We start from the raw sequence: 16,496 nt of genomic DNA, 5'->3' as shown, positions 1-16,496 counted from the left end.
GCCTGTTCCTCAATACCACTGGGATTATCGGCTTGATCCTGCGCCACACCTTCACTCCCCACAACAATGCGCGCCTGGCCAACCTGTGCGGCCCGACGGACGCGCACCTGCGCACCATCGAGGCGGCGCTGCAAGTGGTCATCGCCCACCGCCACGAGCAGTTCAAGGTGGACGGCCCCAAGGCCCGCGCGCAGCAGGCCATGGAAATGCTGCAGGCGCTCTACGAGATCGCCGAGCGCCCCATTGCCGCCGACACGGTGCAGCTCATGCTCGCGGGCGACGGCGCGCTGGCCGAGTCCGCCGACGGCGCCATGGTGCTGGCCACGCGCCGCGCCGATCTGCGCGCGCGCACGCCCACCCAGTCGATGTACCTGGACAACATCGCCAGCCACGACATCACCTTCGGCATCGGCCCCGCCGGCACTGGCAAGACCTACCTGGCCGTGGCGATGGCGGTCGATGCGCTGGAGAGGAGCGCCGTGCAGCGCATCGTGCTCACGCGCCCGGCAGTGGAAGCCGGCGAGCGCCTGGGCTTCCTGCCCGGCGACCTGAGCCAGAAGGTGGACCCGTACCTGCGCCCGCTCTACGACGCGCTGTACGACCTGATGGGCTTCGAGCGCGTGCAAAAGGCGTTCGAGCGCAGCGCGCTGGAGATCGCGCCGCTGGCCTTCATGCGCGGGCGCACGCTCAACCACGCCTTCGTCATCCTGGATGAAGCGCAGAACACCACGCCCGAGCAGATGAAGATGTTCCTCACCCGCATCGGCTTCGGCGCCAAGGCCGTCATCACCGGCGACGTGAGCCAGATCGACCTGCCCAAGACGCAGATGAGCGGACTGATCGATGCCGAGCGGGTACTCAAGCGCGTCAAGGGCATCGCCGTGACCCGCTTCACCAGCGCCGACGTGGTGCGCCACCCGCTGGTGGCGCGCATCGTGGACGCCTACGACGCGGCCCACAAGCGCGACAGCAGTGCCGCGAAATAGATAGCAAATGACCCTAGCAAGGCAAGGGCGGCAGGCCCCCGGCACCCCGGAGCTCGCGCTGAGCCTGCAGTTCGCCCGCTTCGACGGCAACGCCGCGCACCGGGCAGCGCTGCCGCGCGCGCGGGTGACGCGCTGGATCGCGCAGGCGCTGCAGCGCGACGGCGAGATCGCCGTGCGCATCGTGGACGAGGAAGAAGGCCGCGCGCTCAACCTGCAGTTCCGCGGGCGCGACTACGCCACCAACGTGCTGACCTTCGACTACGCGCAAAGCCCCGTGGTGATGGCCGACCTGGTGCTCTGCGCGCCCGTGGTCGCGCGCGAGGCCGCCGAACAAGGCAAGACGCTGCAGGCGCACTACGCACACCTGCTGGTGCATGGCACGCTGCACGCCCAGGGCTGGGACCACGAGACGAACGAACGCGATGCGCTGGAGATGGAGGCGCTGGAGATCCTGCTGCTCGGCGCGCTGGGGTTCGCCAACCCCTACTGAACCTGGAATGCGACTGGAACGTCTGCTTTTTCAAGCCAAATCGGCCTCCAGCGCTTATTCTACCTGCGGTAGCAGCTCTTATTTTGATAGCAAATAGATGCGCAGCGGGATCGTCACCGGCCCGTCGTCGACCGGGTGCGCCTGCATGTCGGCGGCGAAGCGCCCGGTCTGCACTGCGCCCTGCATGCTTTAGTCATCCGCCGCATCGTCCACCAGCCGCACCTTCACCGGGCGGCCCTTCACGCGCCCGGCATTCAGGCGCTGCACCGCCTCGCGCGCGATGCGCCGGTCCACCGCCACATAGGTGGAAAAGTCGTTCACGTTGATCTTGCCGACCTGCTCGCGCGTGTAGCCGCAGTCGCCGGTCAGCGCACCCAGCACATCGCCGGCGCGGATCTTCTCCTTGCGCCCGCCCACGATCTGCAGCGTGGCCATGGCCGGCAGCAGCGGGCCTTCGCCGGCGGGCGTGAGTCCGGCCAGCGGATGCCAGTGCGACGCGCTGCCCTGCAACTGCTCGATCTTGCCCACGCTGCCCATCTCGTCGAGGCTGGCCAGGTTCAGCGCCAGGCCCTCGCCTTGCGCCTGGCCCACGCGGCCGGTGCGGCCGATGCGGTGGATGTGCACCTCGGGGTCGGGCGTCACGTCCACGTTGATGACGGCAGCCAACTGCGCGATGTCCAGCCCGCGCGCGGCCACGTCGGTGGCCACCAGCACCGAGCAGCTGCGGTTGGCGAAGCGCACCAGCACCTGGTCGCGCTCGCGCTGCTCCAGCTCGCCGTACAGCGCCAGCGCGCTGAAGCCCTGGGCCCGCAGCACCGCCACCAGGTCGCGGCATTGCTGCTTGGTGTTGCAGAACGCCAGCGTGGATGCGGGGCGGAAATGCGCGAGCAGCAGCGCCACGGCGTGCAGGCGCTCGCTTTCCTGCACCTCGTACCAGCGCTGGTCGATCCGGGCCTCGCCCTGCCGGGCCTGCACCGCGATCTGCCGCGGACTGCGCATGAACCGCTGGGCAAGCCGGGCGATGCCCTCCGGGTAGGTGGCCGAGAACAGCAGCGTCTGGCGCTCCGGGGGGCACTGCCGCGCCACCGTGGCGATGTCGTCGAAGAAACCCATGTCGAGCATGCGGTCGGCTTCGTCGAGCACCAGCGTGTTCAGCGCACCCAGTTGCAGGCTGCCGCGCTCCAGATGGTCCATCACGCGGCCTGGCGTGCCGACCACGACGTGCGCGCCGTGCTCCAGGCTGGCGGCCTGGCCGCGCAGCGGCACGCCGCCGCAGAGCGTGACGACCTTGGTGTTTTCCTCGGCACGCGCCAAGCGGCGGATTTCCGCGGCCACCTGGTCGGCCAGCTCGCGCGTGGGGCACAGCACCAGGGCCTGCACGGCGAAGCGGCGCGCGTTCAGGCGGGCCAGCAGCGCCAGCGCGAAGGCCGCGGTCTTGCCGCTGCCGGTCTGCGCCTGGGCGATCAGGTCCTGGCCGGCCAGGGCCGGCGGCAGGCTGGCGGCCTGGATGGGAGTCATGGCCGTGTAGCCCAGCGCCTCCAGGTTGGCGAGTGTGGCAGGGGAAAGGGGCAAGGCACCGAAGCCCGGCGCAGCGGGCGGCGTGGAGGCGGTGGTCATGCGCCGATTATCGGCACCTGGTGCAGTGTTCAACGCTAAGCAGCACATAAACCCGCGCCTTTTGACGCATGGCGGCGTTGCAAATCCTCGCGATAGCTACGCGGCTATCGCTGTGGTTTGCGCCTTGCCCTGCGCCAAAACGCATCGCTTTTATTTGTGCCGCCAAGCATCGAACACTGCACTAGCCTGAGGGCGCCCCGGGGGTCAGGCCAATACCGCGCGGTACAGGCTGGCTTGCACGCGCGTCATGCCGCGCAGCCAGGGCTCGGTCTCGGGCAGGGACGAAGCCGCAGCGCTCGGCAGGGCGGCGGCGGGCGCGTCGTCCTCCTCGTCGTCGCGGTCGAGCGGGCGAAACTGCTGCTGGTGCAGCGCGCGCAGGGAGCGGGACTGCTCCATGGTCTGCAGCACCTGCTCGGGCGTGACCATCAGGGCAAACGGGTTGGCGGTGATCGCGGCGGTGGCATTCATGACCGTGAATCCTTTCGTCTTACGCGGAACGTGCCGCAGTTCTTCGGTGCTTCCACTGTAGGCCGCCATGCGCCGCCAGGCCCGTCAGGGCCATTCGCAACAGAATGTAGGAATACGCCGCCGCCGGCTGTGCGCCGGCATGAATGCGGCGCGCGGGCACAATAGCCGCATGCCCTATCTGCCGCCCTTCATCGCCCCCGCCAGCTTCTCAGACCCCGATGCTGCCCTGGCCCAGATTCGCACCATCTACAACGACAGCCTGCAGCACCTGCGCGACGCCATGCAGCGCTTCGTGGCCGGCGAGGATCTGCCGGGCCACGTGCGTGCCTGCTACCCGTTCGTGCGCATCCACACCGACACGGTGGTGCGCATCCCTTCGTCGCTGGCCTTCGGCTTCGTGCAGGGCCCGGGCCGATTCGAGACCACGCTGACGCGCCCAGACCTGTTCGGCGGCTACTACTGCGAGCAGTTGCGCCTGCTGCGCCAGAGCCACAACGTGGAAATCGAGGTGGGCACCAGCACCCAGCCGATCCCGGTGCACTTCTCGTTCGCCGAGCACGACCACATCGAAGGCAGCCTGAGCGCGGAGCGCCGCATGCTCATGCGCGACCTGTTCGACCTGCCCGACCTGGGCGCCATGGACGATGGCATCGCCAACGGCACCTGGCAGGCCAAGCCCGGCGAGGCGCAGCCGCTGTCACTGTTCACCGCACCGCGCGTGGACTATTCGCTGCACCGCCTGCGCCACTACACGGGCACGGCGCCCGAATGGTTCCAGAGCTTCGTGCTGTTCACCAACTACCAGTTCTACATCGACGAATTCGTGCGCCTGGGCCACGAGGCCATGGCCGACCCGGCAAGCGAATACGTGGCCTTCATCGAGCCCGGCAACGTGGTCACGCGCCGCACCGGCCTGCCCACCGAGGCCGCCGACACGCTGGGCGCACCGCCGCCGCGCCTGCCGCAAATGCCGGCCTACCACCTGGTGCGCGCCGACCGCAGCGGCATCAGCATGGTCAACATCGGCGTGGGCCCGTCCAACGCCAAGACCATCACCGACCACGTGGCCGTGCTGCGCCCGCACGCCTGGCTGATGCTGGGCCACTGCGCGGGCCTGCGCAACAGCCAGCAACTGGGCGACTATGTGCTGGCCCATGCCTACGTGCGCGAGGACCACGTGCTAGACGAAGAGCTGCCGCTGTGGGTGCCCATCCCCGCGCTGGCGGAAATCCAGCTCGCGCTGGAGAAGGGCGTGGCCGACGTGACCGGCCTGGCCGGCGCCAACCTCAAGCGCATCATGCGTACCGGCACGGTGGCCAGCACCGACAACCGCAACTGGGAGCTGCTGCCCGAGAACGAGCCCCAGCGCCGCTTCAGCCAGAGCCGCGCGGTGGCGCTGGACATGGAGAGCGCGGCGATAGCCGCCAACGGCTTTCGCTTCCGCGTGCCCTACGGCACGCTGCTGTGCGTGTCCGACAAGCCGCTGCACGGCGAGATCAAACTGCCCGGCATGGCCAACCACTTCTACCGCGAGCGCGTGGACCAGCATCTGCGCATCGGCATGCGCGCCATCGACATCCTGCGCGAAGGCGGCGTGGACCGGCTGCACAGCCGCAAGCTGCGCAGCTTCGCCGAGGTGGCGTTCCAGTGAAGTCGAGGCTCGGCCGCGCAAGCACGCCATCTCTCCACGCTTTCCTGCGCTGAACCTGGAAACGGCAATTGACCGCTGTGTATCCCTTGCCAGGCCGCATGAAATCGAGCGTTGACGGCTTCGATGGCGTTCACCTCGTGGGTGAGAGCGCTATGCACATGCCAGCACCGCGCTCATTGCGCACGGCGGCGCGATATTCCCTGCGTGATGCCGCATTCGCGCTTGAACGTCTGGCGCAAGGTGGTCTGAAGTGAAACACTCCCCCAGGCTTGCCCACTGCGTGTGGCCGCCAACCCCCTCGCCGGGGGCGATACCGGCGGCCCGGCAAAGCCGGTTGCGCGGTATCCCTGGCATTGGGCTGCGCCAGTTTCATGCGTCGCGAGTGGCGCGCGAGCGCGGTGGAGCAACTGAGATGAAAGGTGCAAAAGTCCATGCAGGATGTGGCAGATTTTTCTACGGCGCTGGCCATGCTGGCGAGTGCCGCAGGGTGCGGGTTGCTGATGGGTATCGAGCGGGAGCGCCGCAAGGGGGCGGGGCCTTACCGGTCGTTGGCCGGGGTCCGGTCATTCACCCTGGTGTCCATTGCCGGTGCCACCGCCGCGCTGACCGCTGTTCCTGCGCTGGTGGTGGTCGGGGCTGTGTTGGTGGCGGCCCTGACCGTGGTGGCCTATGCCCGCGACCGGTCGGGCGACCCGGGGGTGACCACCGAAATCGCGCTGCTGCTGGCCTACCTGATCGGCGTGATCTGCGTGCGCGACCAGTTGCTGGCCGCCGCCCTGGCCGTGGTGGTGACGGGGCTGCTGGCGCTGCGTGACCCTTTGCACCAGTTTTCCAGCCAGTGGCTGCAGCCCGGCGAGGTGCGCAGCGGGCTCATTTTGGGCGCGCTGGCCTTGCTGGTGTATCCGCTGGTTCCCGACAGGCCACTGTGGCAAGGGGTGTTGAACCCGCAGGTGGTGGTGCGCCTGGTCATCGTGCTGCTGGTGATCCAGTCGCTGGCGCATGTGGGCCGGCGCCTGATGCAGGCGCGCCATGCCATGGCGCTGTCGGCGCTGGCGTCGGGGTTTGTGTCAAGCACCGCCACCATTGCCAGCTTGGGCATGGAGGTGCGTGCCGGCCAGGCCGCGCCGCGCGCCCATGCGGGGGCGGCCCTGCTGTCGTGCGTGGCCACCATGGTGCAGATCGTGGTGGTGGCCGCCACGGCGCAGCCGCAGTGGCTGGCGCGGCTGTGGCTGCCGGCCCTGGCAGGGGGCTGTGTGGCGGCCGCCCTGGGGTGGTGGGGCGGTCGGGGCGCGGCGGGCGGGCACGCGCCCGCGGCGGCTGCCGGTGTGCTGCCCGATGCTCCCATGTTCAAGTTGCGCGACGCCTTGATCATTGCCGCCTTGCTCACGGGCATCCAGGTGGGCGTGCATTTGCTGACGGCGTGGCAAGGCGATGCGGGCATGCGGGCCGGTGCCATGCTGGCGGCCCTGGCCGATGTGCATGCCGCCACGGCTGCGGTGCTGGTGCGGGGCGGCCCGGACAGCACAGCGGCACCCGCCATCGTCTCGGCCCTGATGTCCGCGCTGCTCGTGCATGCGGGCAGCAAATGTGTCGTGGCACTGGCCAGCGGCGGCTGGCGCTATGCGCTGGCTGTGGCGCCGGGCATCGTGGCACACACGCTGGCATTTGTGGGTGTGCTGGCCCTGCAGCGGGTCTTGCCCTGATTGGTCACCGTCGCGCTCATCGAGAGCCTCTGGCGCGTCCCGCCCACGGCCCTCGCCACAGGGGTTTGGCCTGCCGAGGCAAAGCTTCTGCCGCGCACGTCCGTGTCGACACGCGCTGGCCAACCACTGCCCTAATGATCCTGGAAACGGCAGTTGACCGCTTTGCATCCCTTGCCAGGCCGCAGGAAATCGAGCGTTGCCGGCTTCGATGGCGTTCGCCTCGTGGGTGAGAGTGCGATGCACCTGCCAGCACCGCGCTCGGCGCGCCATGCGGCGTTGCTCCTCCTTGCGGGCAGTAGCCCGCCGTGTCAGAGCGTTGCCATATCGATCACGAAACGGTACTTCACGTCGCTTTTCAGCATGCGCTCGTAGGCGGTGTTGATTTCGTCCATGCGGATCATCTCGATGTCCGAGACGATGCCGTGGCTGGCGCAGAAGTCCAGCATCTCCTGCGTTTCGCGGATGCCGCCGATCAGCGAGCCGGCGATGCGGCGGCGCCGCATGATCAGGCCGAACACCGCCGGCGACGGGTGCGGGCTGGCCGGCGCGCCCACCAGCGTCATGGTGCCGTCGAGCTTGAGCAGGGCGATGAATGGGTCCAGGCTGTGCGGTGCGGCCACGGTGTTCAGGACGAAGTCCAGGCTGCCCATGTGGGCGGCCATCTCGTCCGGGTTCTTCGACACCACGACCTCGTGCGCGCCCAGGCGCAGCGCGTCCGCGCGTTTGCCCTCCGACGTGGTGAACAGCACCACGTGCGCGCCCATGGCAGCGGCGATCTTCACCCCCATGTGGCCCAGGCCGCCCAGGCCCACGATGCCCACCTTCTGGCCCGGGCCGACCTGCCACTGGCGCAGCGGCGAATAGGTGGTGATGCCCGCGCACAGCAGCGGCGCCACGGCGGCGAGCGTGGCGTCGTCGTGCGTGATCTTGAGCACGAAGCTCTCCCGCACCACGACTTGCTTGGAATAGCCGCCGTAGGTGGTGGCGCCCGTTCCCTGCTCGGGCCCGTTGTAGGTGCCGGTGAAGCCGTTGTCGCAGTACTGCTCCAGCCCCTCGGCGCAGGGCACGCAGTGCTGGCAGCTGTCCACCATGCAGCCCACGCCGACGAGATCGCCGGTCTTGAACTTGCTGACCAGCGCGCCGACGGCCGTGACCCGGCCCACGATCTCGTGGCCCGGCACGCTGGGGTAGACGGTGCCGCCCCATTCGTTGCGGGCGGTGTGCAGGTCGGAGTGGCAGACGCCGCAGTAGAGAATGTCGATGGCCACGTCCAGATCGCCGGGCGTACGGCGCTCGATGGTGTACGGGCCCAGCGGGCTGCTGGGGGACGTTGCTGCATAGGCGAGTGCTTGGGCCATGGCGGATTCCTCGAAGAAAGACAGAGACAGAGGGGCAACCTTATCGCGTTTGCGCGACCCGTGCATGTCACGGCGCGATACCGGCAGAAACGCTCGGCTGATCCCGTGCGGACGGGCCGGATCAGCCGGGCGCCAGCCGCCGCAGGCGGCGCTTACTTGCCGCCGCTCTCGTCCTGGAGCTGCGCCAGCGCAATACCATCGGCGGGCAGCAGCAGCCCGGCCTTGGCGTACACGCCGAGCTTGGCGCGCGTGTCGGTGATGTCGAGGTTGCGCATGGTCAGCTGGCCGATGCGGTCGGCGGGGCTGAACGGCGCGTCTTCCACCTTCTCCATGCTCAGGCGCTCGGGCGCGTAAGTGAGGTTGGGCGACTCGGTATTCAGGATGGAATAGTCGTTGCCGCGTCGCAGCTCGATGGTCACTTCACCGGTGATGGCGCGCGCCACCCAGCGTTGCGCCGTCTCGCGCAGCATGATGGCCTGCGGGTCGAACCAGCGGCCCTGGTAGAGCAGGCGGCCGAGCTTGCGACCGTTGTCGCGGTACTGCTCGATGGTGTCCTCGTTGTGGATGCCGGTGACCAGCCGCTCGTAGGCCACGAATAGCAGCGCCATGCCGGGGGCCTCGTAGATGCCGCGGCTCTTGGCCTCGATGATGCGGTTCTCGATCTGGTCGCTCATGCCCAGGCCGTGGCGGCCGCCGATGCGGTTGGCTTCGAGCAGCAGTTCGACGGCGCTGGCGAAGGTGCGGCCATTGAGGGCCACGGGCCGGCCCTGCTCGAAGCGCACGCTCACCTCCTCGGCCTTGACGGCCACGTCGTCGCGCCAGAATGCCACGCCCATGATGGGGTTGACGATGCGGATGCCGCTGGAGAGGTGCTCCAGGTCCTTGGCCTCGTGCGTGGCGCCGAGCAGGTTGCTGTCGGTGCTGTACGCCTTCTCGGCGCTCATTTTGTAGGCGAAGCCTTCGCGGGCCATGAAGGCGGACATTTCCGCGCGGCCGCCGAGTTCGTCGATGAACAACTGGTCGAGCCAGGGCTTGTAGATTTTGAGCGCCGGGTTGGTCAGCAGGCCGTAGCGGTAGAACCGCTCGATGTCGTTGCCCTTGAAGGTGGAGCCGTCACCCCAGATGTTGACGTCGTCCTCCTTCATCGCGGCCACCAGCATGGTGCCGGTGACGGCGCGGCCCAGGGGCGTGGTGTTGAAGTAGGTCACGCCGGCGGTGCTGATGTGGAAGGCGCCGGCCTGCAGCGCGGCGATGCCCTCGGCCACGAGCTGGCTGCGGCAGTCCACCAGGCGCGCCTTCTCGGCGCCGTAGAGCATGGCCTTGCGCGGGATCTCGTCGTAGTCGGGCTCGTCGGGCTGGCCGAGGTTGGCGGTGTAGGCGTAGGGCACGGCGCCCTTGTTGCGCATCCAGCGCAGGGCGGCGCTGGTGTCCAGGCCGCCGGAGAACGCGATGCCGACCTTCTGGCCGGCGGGAATCTGCTGAAGAATGGTTGCCATCGTCTGCTGCTGCTGGGGATGCGGTGGAGAGAAAGCGGGCCTCGCAGGCCATCGCCAGCCCGCCATTATCCGCCCTGGCGCCCCCGGGGTACTCGCCTGCCTGGGCGCCCGCCGGTCACACGCCCAGCAGCAGCGCGGGCAGCGCGCGCATGTCCGTGAACACCTGCGCCACGCCCACCCCGCGCAGCGCCTGCGCGCTGCTGTGGCCCAGGCCGCCGGGGCTGTAGCCGAACACGGTGGCACCCGCGGCCACGCCTGCCGTGGCACCGGTCACCGTGTCTTCCACCACGGCACAGTGTGCGGACGGCACGCCCAGGGACGCCGCCGCCGCCAGATAGACGTCGGGCGCAGGCTTGCTGCGCGGCATGTCGTGGCCGCTGAAGATGCGGCCTTTGAAAAGCGCATGGAGGCCGACCTTCTCCAACTGCAACTCCACCTTGTGCTTGTCCGCGCCCGAGGCACAGGCGATGCGGCCCTCGAACGCGCGGTGGAGCGCACGCACAGCCTCAGGCGCGCCGGGGATGGGTTGCAACTCCTGCTCCAGCGCGGCGTTGCGGCGGCGCCAGAAGCCGGCCAGCCACTCCTGCGTGAGCGGCTGGCCGGTCTGGCGCTCGATCAGGGCCGCCTCGTCCTTCACGGCCTTGCCGATGAAGATGCGCAGGCATTCTTCCTGGGTCAGCGCCCAGCCGCGTTCTTCGAGCATGTCGCGCAGCACGCGGTTGGTGATGGGCTCGGAATCGACGAGCACGCCGTCGCAGTCGAAGAGCACGGCGCCGAAGCACTGGGGCATCTGGATACTATGAAATTGATAGCTGCTTGCGCATGTTTTATAAGCGCTGCGGGCCAATTTGGTTATGAAGAGGCGAGGAGGTCGCCGTCCACATAGTACCAACGCCCCTGCGTGCGCACGAAGCGGCTGCGCTCGTGCAGGCGGTGGGCGCGACCGTCCGCGTCGCGCATGCGGGCGACGAATTCGACCGTGGCGTGGTCCATGCTCTGCTGCTGCGCGCCGCGCACCTCCAGGCCCAGCCAGCGCGCGCCGGGCTCGAAGCCGACCTGCGGCGGGCGCGTGCCGGCGTGCCAGGTGGCGAGCAGGTAGGCCGCGTCCTCGCGCACGAAGGCGGTGTAGCGCGAACGCATGAGGCTCGCTGCATCGGGCGCGGGCGTGGCGTCGAAGTGGTCGATGTAGCGGCCGCAGCAGGCCGGGTAGCCCGGGCCGCCGCCGCAGGGGCATGCATCCCCGGGCCGCGCCATCAGGCCAGCGCGCGCTGGATGAGAATTTTCTGCACGTCCGAAGTGCCTTCGTAGATCTGGCACACGCGCACGTCGCGGTAGATGCGCTCCACGGGGAAGTCGCGCACGTAGCCGTAGCCGCCCAGCGTCTGGATGGCCGCGCTGCACACGCGTTCGGCCATCTCGCTGGCGAACAGCTTGGCCATGGCGGCTTCCTTCAGGCAGGGCCGGCCCGCGTCGCGCAGCGCGGCGGCGTGCCAGATGAGCTGGCGCGCGGCCTCGATCTGCGTGGCGCAGTCGGCCAGGCGAAAGCCCACGGCCTGGTGCTGGAAGATGGCGGCGCCGAAGCTCTGGCGTTCCTTCGAATACTGCAGCGCGCAGTCGAACGCGGCGCGCGCCATGCCCACGCTCTGCGCGGCGATGCCGATGCGCCCGCCCTCCAGGGCCGAGAGCGCGATCTTGTAGCCTTCCCCCTCCTCGCCGATGCGGTTTTCCACCGGCACGCGGCAGTTCTCGAACAGGATCTGCGCGGTGTCGCTGCTGTGCTGGCCCAGTTTGTCCTCCAGCCGCGCCACACGGTAGCCCGGCGTACTGGTGGGCACGATGAAGGCGCTCATGCCGCGCTTGCCTGCCGCCTTGTCGGTGACGGCGATGACGATGGCGACCTGCCCGTTCTTGCCGCTGGTGATGAACTGCTTGACGCCGTTGAGCACATAGACGTCGCCCTCGCGGGCCGCGGTGGTCTGCAGCGCCGAGGCATCGCTGCCCACCTGCGGCTCGGTGAGGCAGAAGGCGCCGAGCATCTCGCCTTGCGCCAGCGGTGCCAGCCACTGCCGCTGCTGCGCCGCGCTGCCGTAGCGCATCAGGATGGCGTTGACGGGGCAGTTGGTGACGCTGATGACGGTGCTGGTGCCGCCGTCGCCGGCGGCGATTTCCTCCAGCACGAGCGCCAGGCTGAGATAGTCCAGGCCCGCGCCGCCCAGGTCCTCGGGCACGCAGATGCCGTAGGCGCCGAGCGCGGCCAGGCCGCGGTGAGCGTCTTGCGGGAAATGGTGTTCCTTGTCCCAGCGTGCGGCATGCGGCGCGAGTTCAGCCTGGGCGAAGGCGCGCACGGTATCGCGGATGGCCTCCTGATCTGGGGTCAGCAGCATGCTTGTCTCCCGGCCCGCGGGGACGGGCCATTTATGGATAAAAAGTGCCCCTAGCGCTTATTCCACCTGCGCTGGCAGCTATCAAAAACTGAGTAAATCAGAGCAGTTCAAGCGCCACTGCGGTCGCCTCTCCGCCGCCGATGCACAGCGTGGCCAGGCCGCGCTTCTTGCCGCGCGCCTGCAGCGCGTGGATCAGCGTGACCATGATGCGCGCGCCGCTGGCGCCGATGGGGTGGCCGAGTGCACAGGCACCGCCGTTGACGTTGACGATGTCGTGCGGCACGTTCAGCTCCTGCATGAGCGCCATGGGCACGACGGCGAAGGCTTCGTTGACCTCCCACAGGTCCACGTCCTTCGCGCTCCAGCCGGCCTTGGCCAGTGCCTTCTGCGTGGCGCCCACGGGGGCGGTGGTGAACCAGTTGGGTTCCTGCGCATGCATGGCATGGGCGACGATGCGCGCGAGCGGCCTGGCGCCGAGCTTGGCGGCGGTGGATGCACGCACCATCACGAGCGCGGCGGCGCCGTCGTTGATGCTGGAGCTGGAGGCGGCGGTGATGGTGCCGTCCTTCTTGAACGCGGGCTTGAGCTGGGCGATCTTGTCGAGCCGGGCCTTGGTCGGGCCTTCGTCGATGGACACCACGGTTTCGCCGGCGCGGGTCTTGACGGCGATGGGCGTGATTTCCGCCGCGAACGCGCCCGACTGCGTGGCGGCCTGGGCGCGCTGCACGCTGGCGATGGCGAAGACGTCCTGGTCGGCGCGGGTGAAGCCGTACTTGGCCGCGCAGTCTTCGCCGAAGGTGCCCATGGAGCGGCCGGGCTCGTAGGCGTCCTCCAGGCCGTCGAGCATCATGTGGTCGAAGATGCGGTCGTGGCCCAGCCGGTAGCCACTGCGGCCTTTCTGCAGCAGGTAGGGCGCGTTGGTCATGCTCTCCATGCCGCCGGCGACCATCACGTCGTGGCTGCCGGCCAGCAGCATGTCGTGCGCGAACATGGCGGCCTTCATGCCCGAGCCGCACATCTTGCTGAGCGTGACCGCGCCCGCGCTTTTGGGCAGGCCGCCCTTGAATGCGGCCTGGCGCGCCGGGGCCTGGCCCTGGCCGGCCATGAGGCAGTTGCCGAACAGCACTTCGGTGACGAGGTCGGGCGCGATGCCCGCGCGCTCGACTGCCGCGCGGATGGCGGCGCCGCCGAGGTCGTGCGCCGCCAGGCTGGCGAAGTCGCCCTGGAACGCGCCCATGGGCGTGCGCGCGGCGCCGATGATGACGATGGATTCAGGCATGGTTCATCTCCTTGGATGGGGTGGGGGACAGGGGGACTCTGGATGGCGGGAAGCGCCGCTCGCGCTCGTAGGGAAACACGTCGTACACATGCCCGGCCTGGATGCGCTCCTTGTGCGATTGCCAGAACGCCGCGTCGAGCAGGTCGGCGTGGTGGCGCAAAAACACCTCGCGCACGGCGTCGTTGCCGAGCAGGAAGGGGCCGAAGGTTTCAGGGAACACGTCGCGCGGGCCGACGGGATACCAGACTTCGCCGCTGAACTCGTCTTCTTCGTGGCGCGGCGCAGGCACGCGGCGGAAGTTGCAGTCGGTAATGTATTCGATCTCGTCGTAGTCATAGAACACGACCTTGCCGTTGCGCGTGACGCCGAAGTTCTTCCACAGCATGTCACCGGGAAAGATGTTGGCGGCCACCAGGTCCTTGATGGCGTTGCCATAGTCGATCACGCTCTTTTCCATCTGGGCCCGTGCGCGTGGTTCATGCAGGCCAGTATCGAAGGCTTCCTGCAGGTAGATGTTGAGCGGGATCATGCGGCGCTCGATGTAGAGGTGCTTGATGATGACCTCGACGTTGCCGTCGCCGTCGCGGTCGGAGATTTCGAGCTGGCTGGGGGCGAACTGTGCGATCTCGGCGATCAGTTCGTCTTCGAAGCGCTCGCGGGGGAAGGCGACCTCGCTGTATTCGAGCGTGTCGGCCATGCGGCCCACGCGGTCGTGCTGCTTGACCAGCAGGTACTTGGCCGCGATCTGCGCACGCGTGGTGTCCTTCTGCGGCGGGTAGTAGTCCTTGATGACCTTGAACACATAGGGGAACGAGGGCAGGTCGAACACCAGCATGACCATGCCCTTGATGCCTGGCGCGATGCGGAAGCGGTCGCTGGAATGCTTCAGGTGGAACAGGAAGTCGCGGTAGAACAATGTCTTGCCTTGCTTGGCCAGGCCGATCGCGTTGTAGATCTCGCCGCGCGGCTTGCGCGGCATGAGCGAGCGCAGGAAGTGCACATAGGCCGCGGGAATCTCCATGTCCACCATGAAGTAGGCGCGCGCGAAGCTGAACAGCATCTGCAGATCGTCTTCGCCGAACAGCGCCGCATCGATGACCAGCCGGCCCGCTTCGCCGTGCAAGATGGGCAGTGCGAACGGCACTTCGTTGAAGCCATTGATGATCTTGCCCACCACATAAGCACCCTTGTTGCGGAAGAATAGGCTGGCGAGCACCTGGAGCTGGAAGTTGGCGCGCAGGCGCATCGGGTCGATGCGCTGGCGCATGGCGGCATGCACGTAGCCGATGTCGCGCTCGAAATCCTCGAACGGGCGCTGGATCTGGAAGTTGGTGACGATGCGCGCGAGCGTGCCGAGCAGCGAATCGTGGGCGGGATAGTACGAACGGTAGGTGGGGCGCGCGGCGGGCTCGTCGTTCTCGATGTACTCGGTGCTGATCGCGGGCCGCACGAAGATGAAATCGTTGTGGAAATGCGTGCGGTGCAGGATCTTGGTGGTGATCGAGTTGAAGAAGGTCTCGGCCAGCTCGGGCTGGTGGTGGTCTACCAGCAGCCCGATGTAGTGCAGCTTGACCTGGTGCCATACCTCCATGGGCTGCTCGCCAGCCTTGAACTCCTTCTCCAGCCGCGTCACGCATTCCTTGACGCGCAGGTCGTAGAACTCGATGCGCTCACGCTGGGCACGCTGCTGGCCGTGCCAGTCGGCTGTCTCGAAACGGTGCTTGGCGCGTGCGGATTCGGTACGAAACAGGCGGTAGTGGCGATTGAAGCCGTCCATCATCGCGCGCGCTATGTCATAGGCCTCAGGCACGTCCAGACGCTGCGGGAAGATGACCTTGGCCATGACCGGTCCTGTGCCCTTCAGGCGTATCTGGCGGATATGCGCTCTACCGCGGCTGCATAGACGCCTTCTAGCGATTCAGTGGACGACACTGTCACGTGCAGATCCTGCAGCAGGCCATCGTGTACGCCGAAGGCCCAGCCATGCACCATGACCTTCTGGTTGCGCGCCCAGGCATCGAGCATCACCGTGCTGACGCTGACATTGACCACCTGCTCCACCACGTTGAGATCGCACAGGGCGTTGGCGCGTTGATGTTCCGGCAGGCGGTCCAGCAAGGCACGATGGTGGTCGCGCACCGACTGGATGTGGCGCAGCCAGTTGTCGGCCAGACCAATGCGGGCGCGCTCCAGCGCCGCCTGCACGCCCGAGCAGCCATAGTGGCCCACCACCATGATGTGCTCGACCTTGAGCCGCTCCACGGCGAACTGAATGGCGGACAGCGCGTTGAGGTCGGAATGCACCACGATGTTGGCCACGTTGCGGTGGACGAAAACCTCGCCGGGCTCCAGGCCCGTGATCTGGTTGGCCGGCACGCGGCTGTCCGAACAGCCGATCCACATGTACTTCGGCGTTTGCTGCTTCACCAAGCTGGTGAAGAAACCCGGCCGCTCGCGCTCCATCTGTGCGGCCCAGGCGCGGTTGTGGGCGAAGAGATCTTTCAGGGGCATGGCCGGATTGTCTCAGTTGCGCAAGCATAGCCGCAGTCTTGATTGACGTTGACGTAAACGTCAATTATGCCGCGTTCAGAGGTCGTTCTTCTTTTCGAGCTTTTGCAGCAGCGCACGCGCCTCTTTCTCGTGGGCGCGCACTTCGCTCAGATTGACTTGCAAATCCGCCATCTGCTCTTCGAGCTGCCGGCGGTGCTGCTCCAACACCATGAGGAACTTGTGCAATTGGGGCCCCGTGTCACGCGGGCTGTCATACATATCGATGATGTCCCGTGCCTCGCTCAAGCTCAGGCCCAACCGCTTGGCACGCAGTGTCAGTCGCAGGCGGGTGCGGTCGCGCGCCGAATACACGCGCTTGCGCCCGCTGGGCCCTTCATGCCTCGGCTCCAGCAAGCCCATGTCCTCGTAGAAGCGCATGGCCCGCGTTGTCAAATCGAACTCTTTGGCAAGGTCGCTGATACTGTATTCCGTGACCATGGCATGGACTCTATGCACCCCAGGAACCCGAAAGCCCCTCGCCAGGGGACTGGGGAGGGGCTAGGGAAGCTGTAAG

The 16,496-nt window shown here is 67.7% G+C and carries 16 protein-coding genes and 1 pseudogene; 5 read left to right on the top strand and 12 right to left on the bottom strand.

The genetic code is table 11. The annotated features are described in order from the left end of the window. Nucleotides 1–32: 32 nt before the first annotated feature. Together PY257_RS04820 and ybeY are read left to right on the top strand one after the other, a co-directional pair. A complete protein-coding gene (locus PY257_RS04820) occupies nt 33–986 on the top strand; it encodes a PhoH family protein (RefSeq protein WP_275739421.1) in 954 nt (317 codons plus the stop codon). A gap of 7 nt (nt 987–993) precedes the next feature. Then, complete coding sequence (ybeY, locus tag PY257_RS04815) at nt 994–1,476, top strand: rRNA maturation RNase YbeY (protein ID WP_275739419.1); 483 nt, start codon at nt 994–996, stop codon at nt 1,474–1,476. A 189-nt stretch (nt 1,477–1,665) separates the two neighbouring features. On the opposite strand, the gene dbpA is transcribed toward ybeY, so the two are convergent. Beyond that, the gene (gene dbpA / locus PY257_RS04810; protein WP_275739417.1) at nt 1,666–3,093 is read right to left on the bottom strand and encodes an ATP-dependent RNA helicase DbpA; all 1,428 of its coding nucleotides are present in this window, start codon (nt 3,091–3,093) and stop codon (nt 1,666–1,668) included. A gap of 204 nt (nt 3,094–3,297) precedes the next feature. Further along, nucleotides 3,298–3,561 carry a hypothetical protein gene (locus tag PY257_RS04805; RefSeq protein WP_275739415.1) on the bottom strand — a complete coding sequence of 88 codons (264 nt, stop codon included), beginning with the start codon at nt 3,559–3,561 and terminating at the stop codon, nt 3,298–3,300. A gap of 169 nt (nt 3,562–3,730) precedes the next feature. Between PY257_RS04805 and PY257_RS04800 the strand changes: the two genes are divergently transcribed. The 3 genes from PY257_RS04800 to PY257_RS04790 all read left to right on the top strand — a co-directional run bounded on the left by PY257_RS04800 (nt 3,731) and on the right by PY257_RS04790 (nt 6,915). After that, a complete protein-coding gene (locus PY257_RS04800; RefSeq protein ID WP_275739413.1) occupies nt 3,731–5,212 on the top strand; it encodes an AMP nucleosidase in 1,482 nt (493 codons plus the stop codon). 98 nt (nt 5,213–5,310) lie between these two features. Beyond that, nucleotides 5,311–5,466, top strand: a complete 156-nt coding sequence (locus PY257_RS04795; protein WP_275739411.1) for a hypothetical protein — start codon at nt 5,311–5,313, stop codon at nt 5,464–5,466. Nucleotides 5,467–5,643: 177 nt separating this feature from the next. Continuing rightward, complete coding sequence (locus PY257_RS04790) at nt 5,644–6,915, top strand: MgtC/SapB family protein (protein ID WP_275739408.1); 1,272 nt, start codon at nt 5,644–5,646, stop codon at nt 6,913–6,915. Here the strand turns inward: PY257_RS04790 and PY257_RS04785 are convergent. The 10 genes and pseudogenes from PY257_RS04785 to PY257_RS04740 form a co-directional block, all read right to left on the bottom strand. Further along, nucleotides 6,900–7,031: pseudogene (locus PY257_RS04785) on the bottom strand (IS630 family transposase); the annotation flags it as partial. The gene PY257_RS04790 and the pseudogene PY257_RS04785 sit on opposite strands and share 16 nt — an antisense overlap. Nucleotides 7,032–7,223: 192 nt before the next feature. Then, nucleotides 7,224–8,273, bottom strand: a complete 1,050-nt coding sequence (locus PY257_RS04780) for an NAD(P)-dependent alcohol dehydrogenase (protein WP_275739406.1) — start codon at nt 8,271–8,273, stop codon at nt 7,224–7,226. 152 nt (nt 8,274–8,425) lie between these two features. Further along, the gene (gene argG / locus PY257_RS04775; protein WP_275739404.1) at nt 8,426–9,769 is read right to left on the bottom strand and encodes an argininosuccinate synthase; all 1,344 of its coding nucleotides are present in this window, start codon (nt 9,767–9,769) and stop codon (nt 8,426–8,428) included. A gap of 115 nt (nt 9,770–9,884) precedes the next feature. Continuing rightward, nucleotides 9,885–10,559, bottom strand: coding sequence for an HAD family hydrolase (locus PY257_RS04770; RefSeq protein ID WP_275739402.1), 675 nt, complete (start codon nt 10,557–10,559; stop codon nt 9,885–9,887). Nucleotides 10,560–10,621: 62 nt separating this feature from the next. Continuing rightward, complete coding sequence (locus PY257_RS04765; protein ID WP_275739400.1) at nt 10,622–11,023, bottom strand: YchJ family protein; 402 nt, start codon at nt 11,021–11,023, stop codon at nt 10,622–10,624. After that, nucleotides 11,023–12,153 carry an acyl-CoA dehydrogenase family protein gene (locus tag PY257_RS04760; protein ID WP_275739398.1) on the bottom strand — a complete coding sequence of 377 codons (1,131 nt, stop codon included), beginning with the start codon at nt 12,151–12,153 and terminating at the stop codon, nt 11,023–11,025. The genes PY257_RS04765 and PY257_RS04760 overlap by 1 nt, the downstream gene beginning before the upstream one ends. A gap of 97 nt (nt 12,154–12,250) precedes the next feature. Continuing rightward, nucleotides 12,251–13,432 (bottom strand): acetyl-CoA C-acyltransferase, encoded by a 1,182-nt coding sequence (locus tag PY257_RS04755; protein WP_275739396.1) that lies wholly within the window; start codon nt 13,430–13,432, stop codon nt 12,251–12,253. Further along, nucleotides 13,425–15,263 (bottom strand): bifunctional isocitrate dehydrogenase kinase/phosphatase, encoded by a 1,839-nt coding sequence (aceK, locus tag PY257_RS04750; RefSeq protein ID WP_275739549.1) that lies wholly within the window; start codon nt 15,261–15,263, stop codon nt 13,425–13,427. Before aceK ends, PY257_RS04755 begins: the two co-directional genes overlap by 8 nt. Nucleotides 15,264–15,292: 29 nt before the next feature. After that, nucleotides 15,293–15,943 carry a carbonate dehydratase gene (gene can, locus PY257_RS04745; protein ID WP_275739394.1) on the bottom strand — a complete coding sequence of 217 codons (651 nt, stop codon included), beginning with the start codon at nt 15,941–15,943 and terminating at the stop codon, nt 15,293–15,295. A gap of 75 nt (nt 15,944–16,018) precedes the next feature. After that, on the bottom strand, nt 16,019–16,420 hold the full coding sequence (locus PY257_RS04740) for a MerR family transcriptional regulator (protein ID WP_275739391.1): 402 nt from the start codon (nt 16,418–16,420) through the stop codon (nt 16,019–16,021). Nucleotides 16,421–16,496 lie beyond the last annotated feature (76 nt).

Origin of the sequence: Curvibacter soli, from assembly GCF_029211125.1 — a bacterium.
Lineage (GTDB): Bacteria > Pseudomonadota > Gammaproteobacteria > Burkholderiales > Burkholderiaceae_C > Curvibacter_A > Curvibacter_A soli.
Note: the sequence above shows the minus strand (reverse complement) of the source record. Positions and strands in the feature narration are given on the sequence as shown.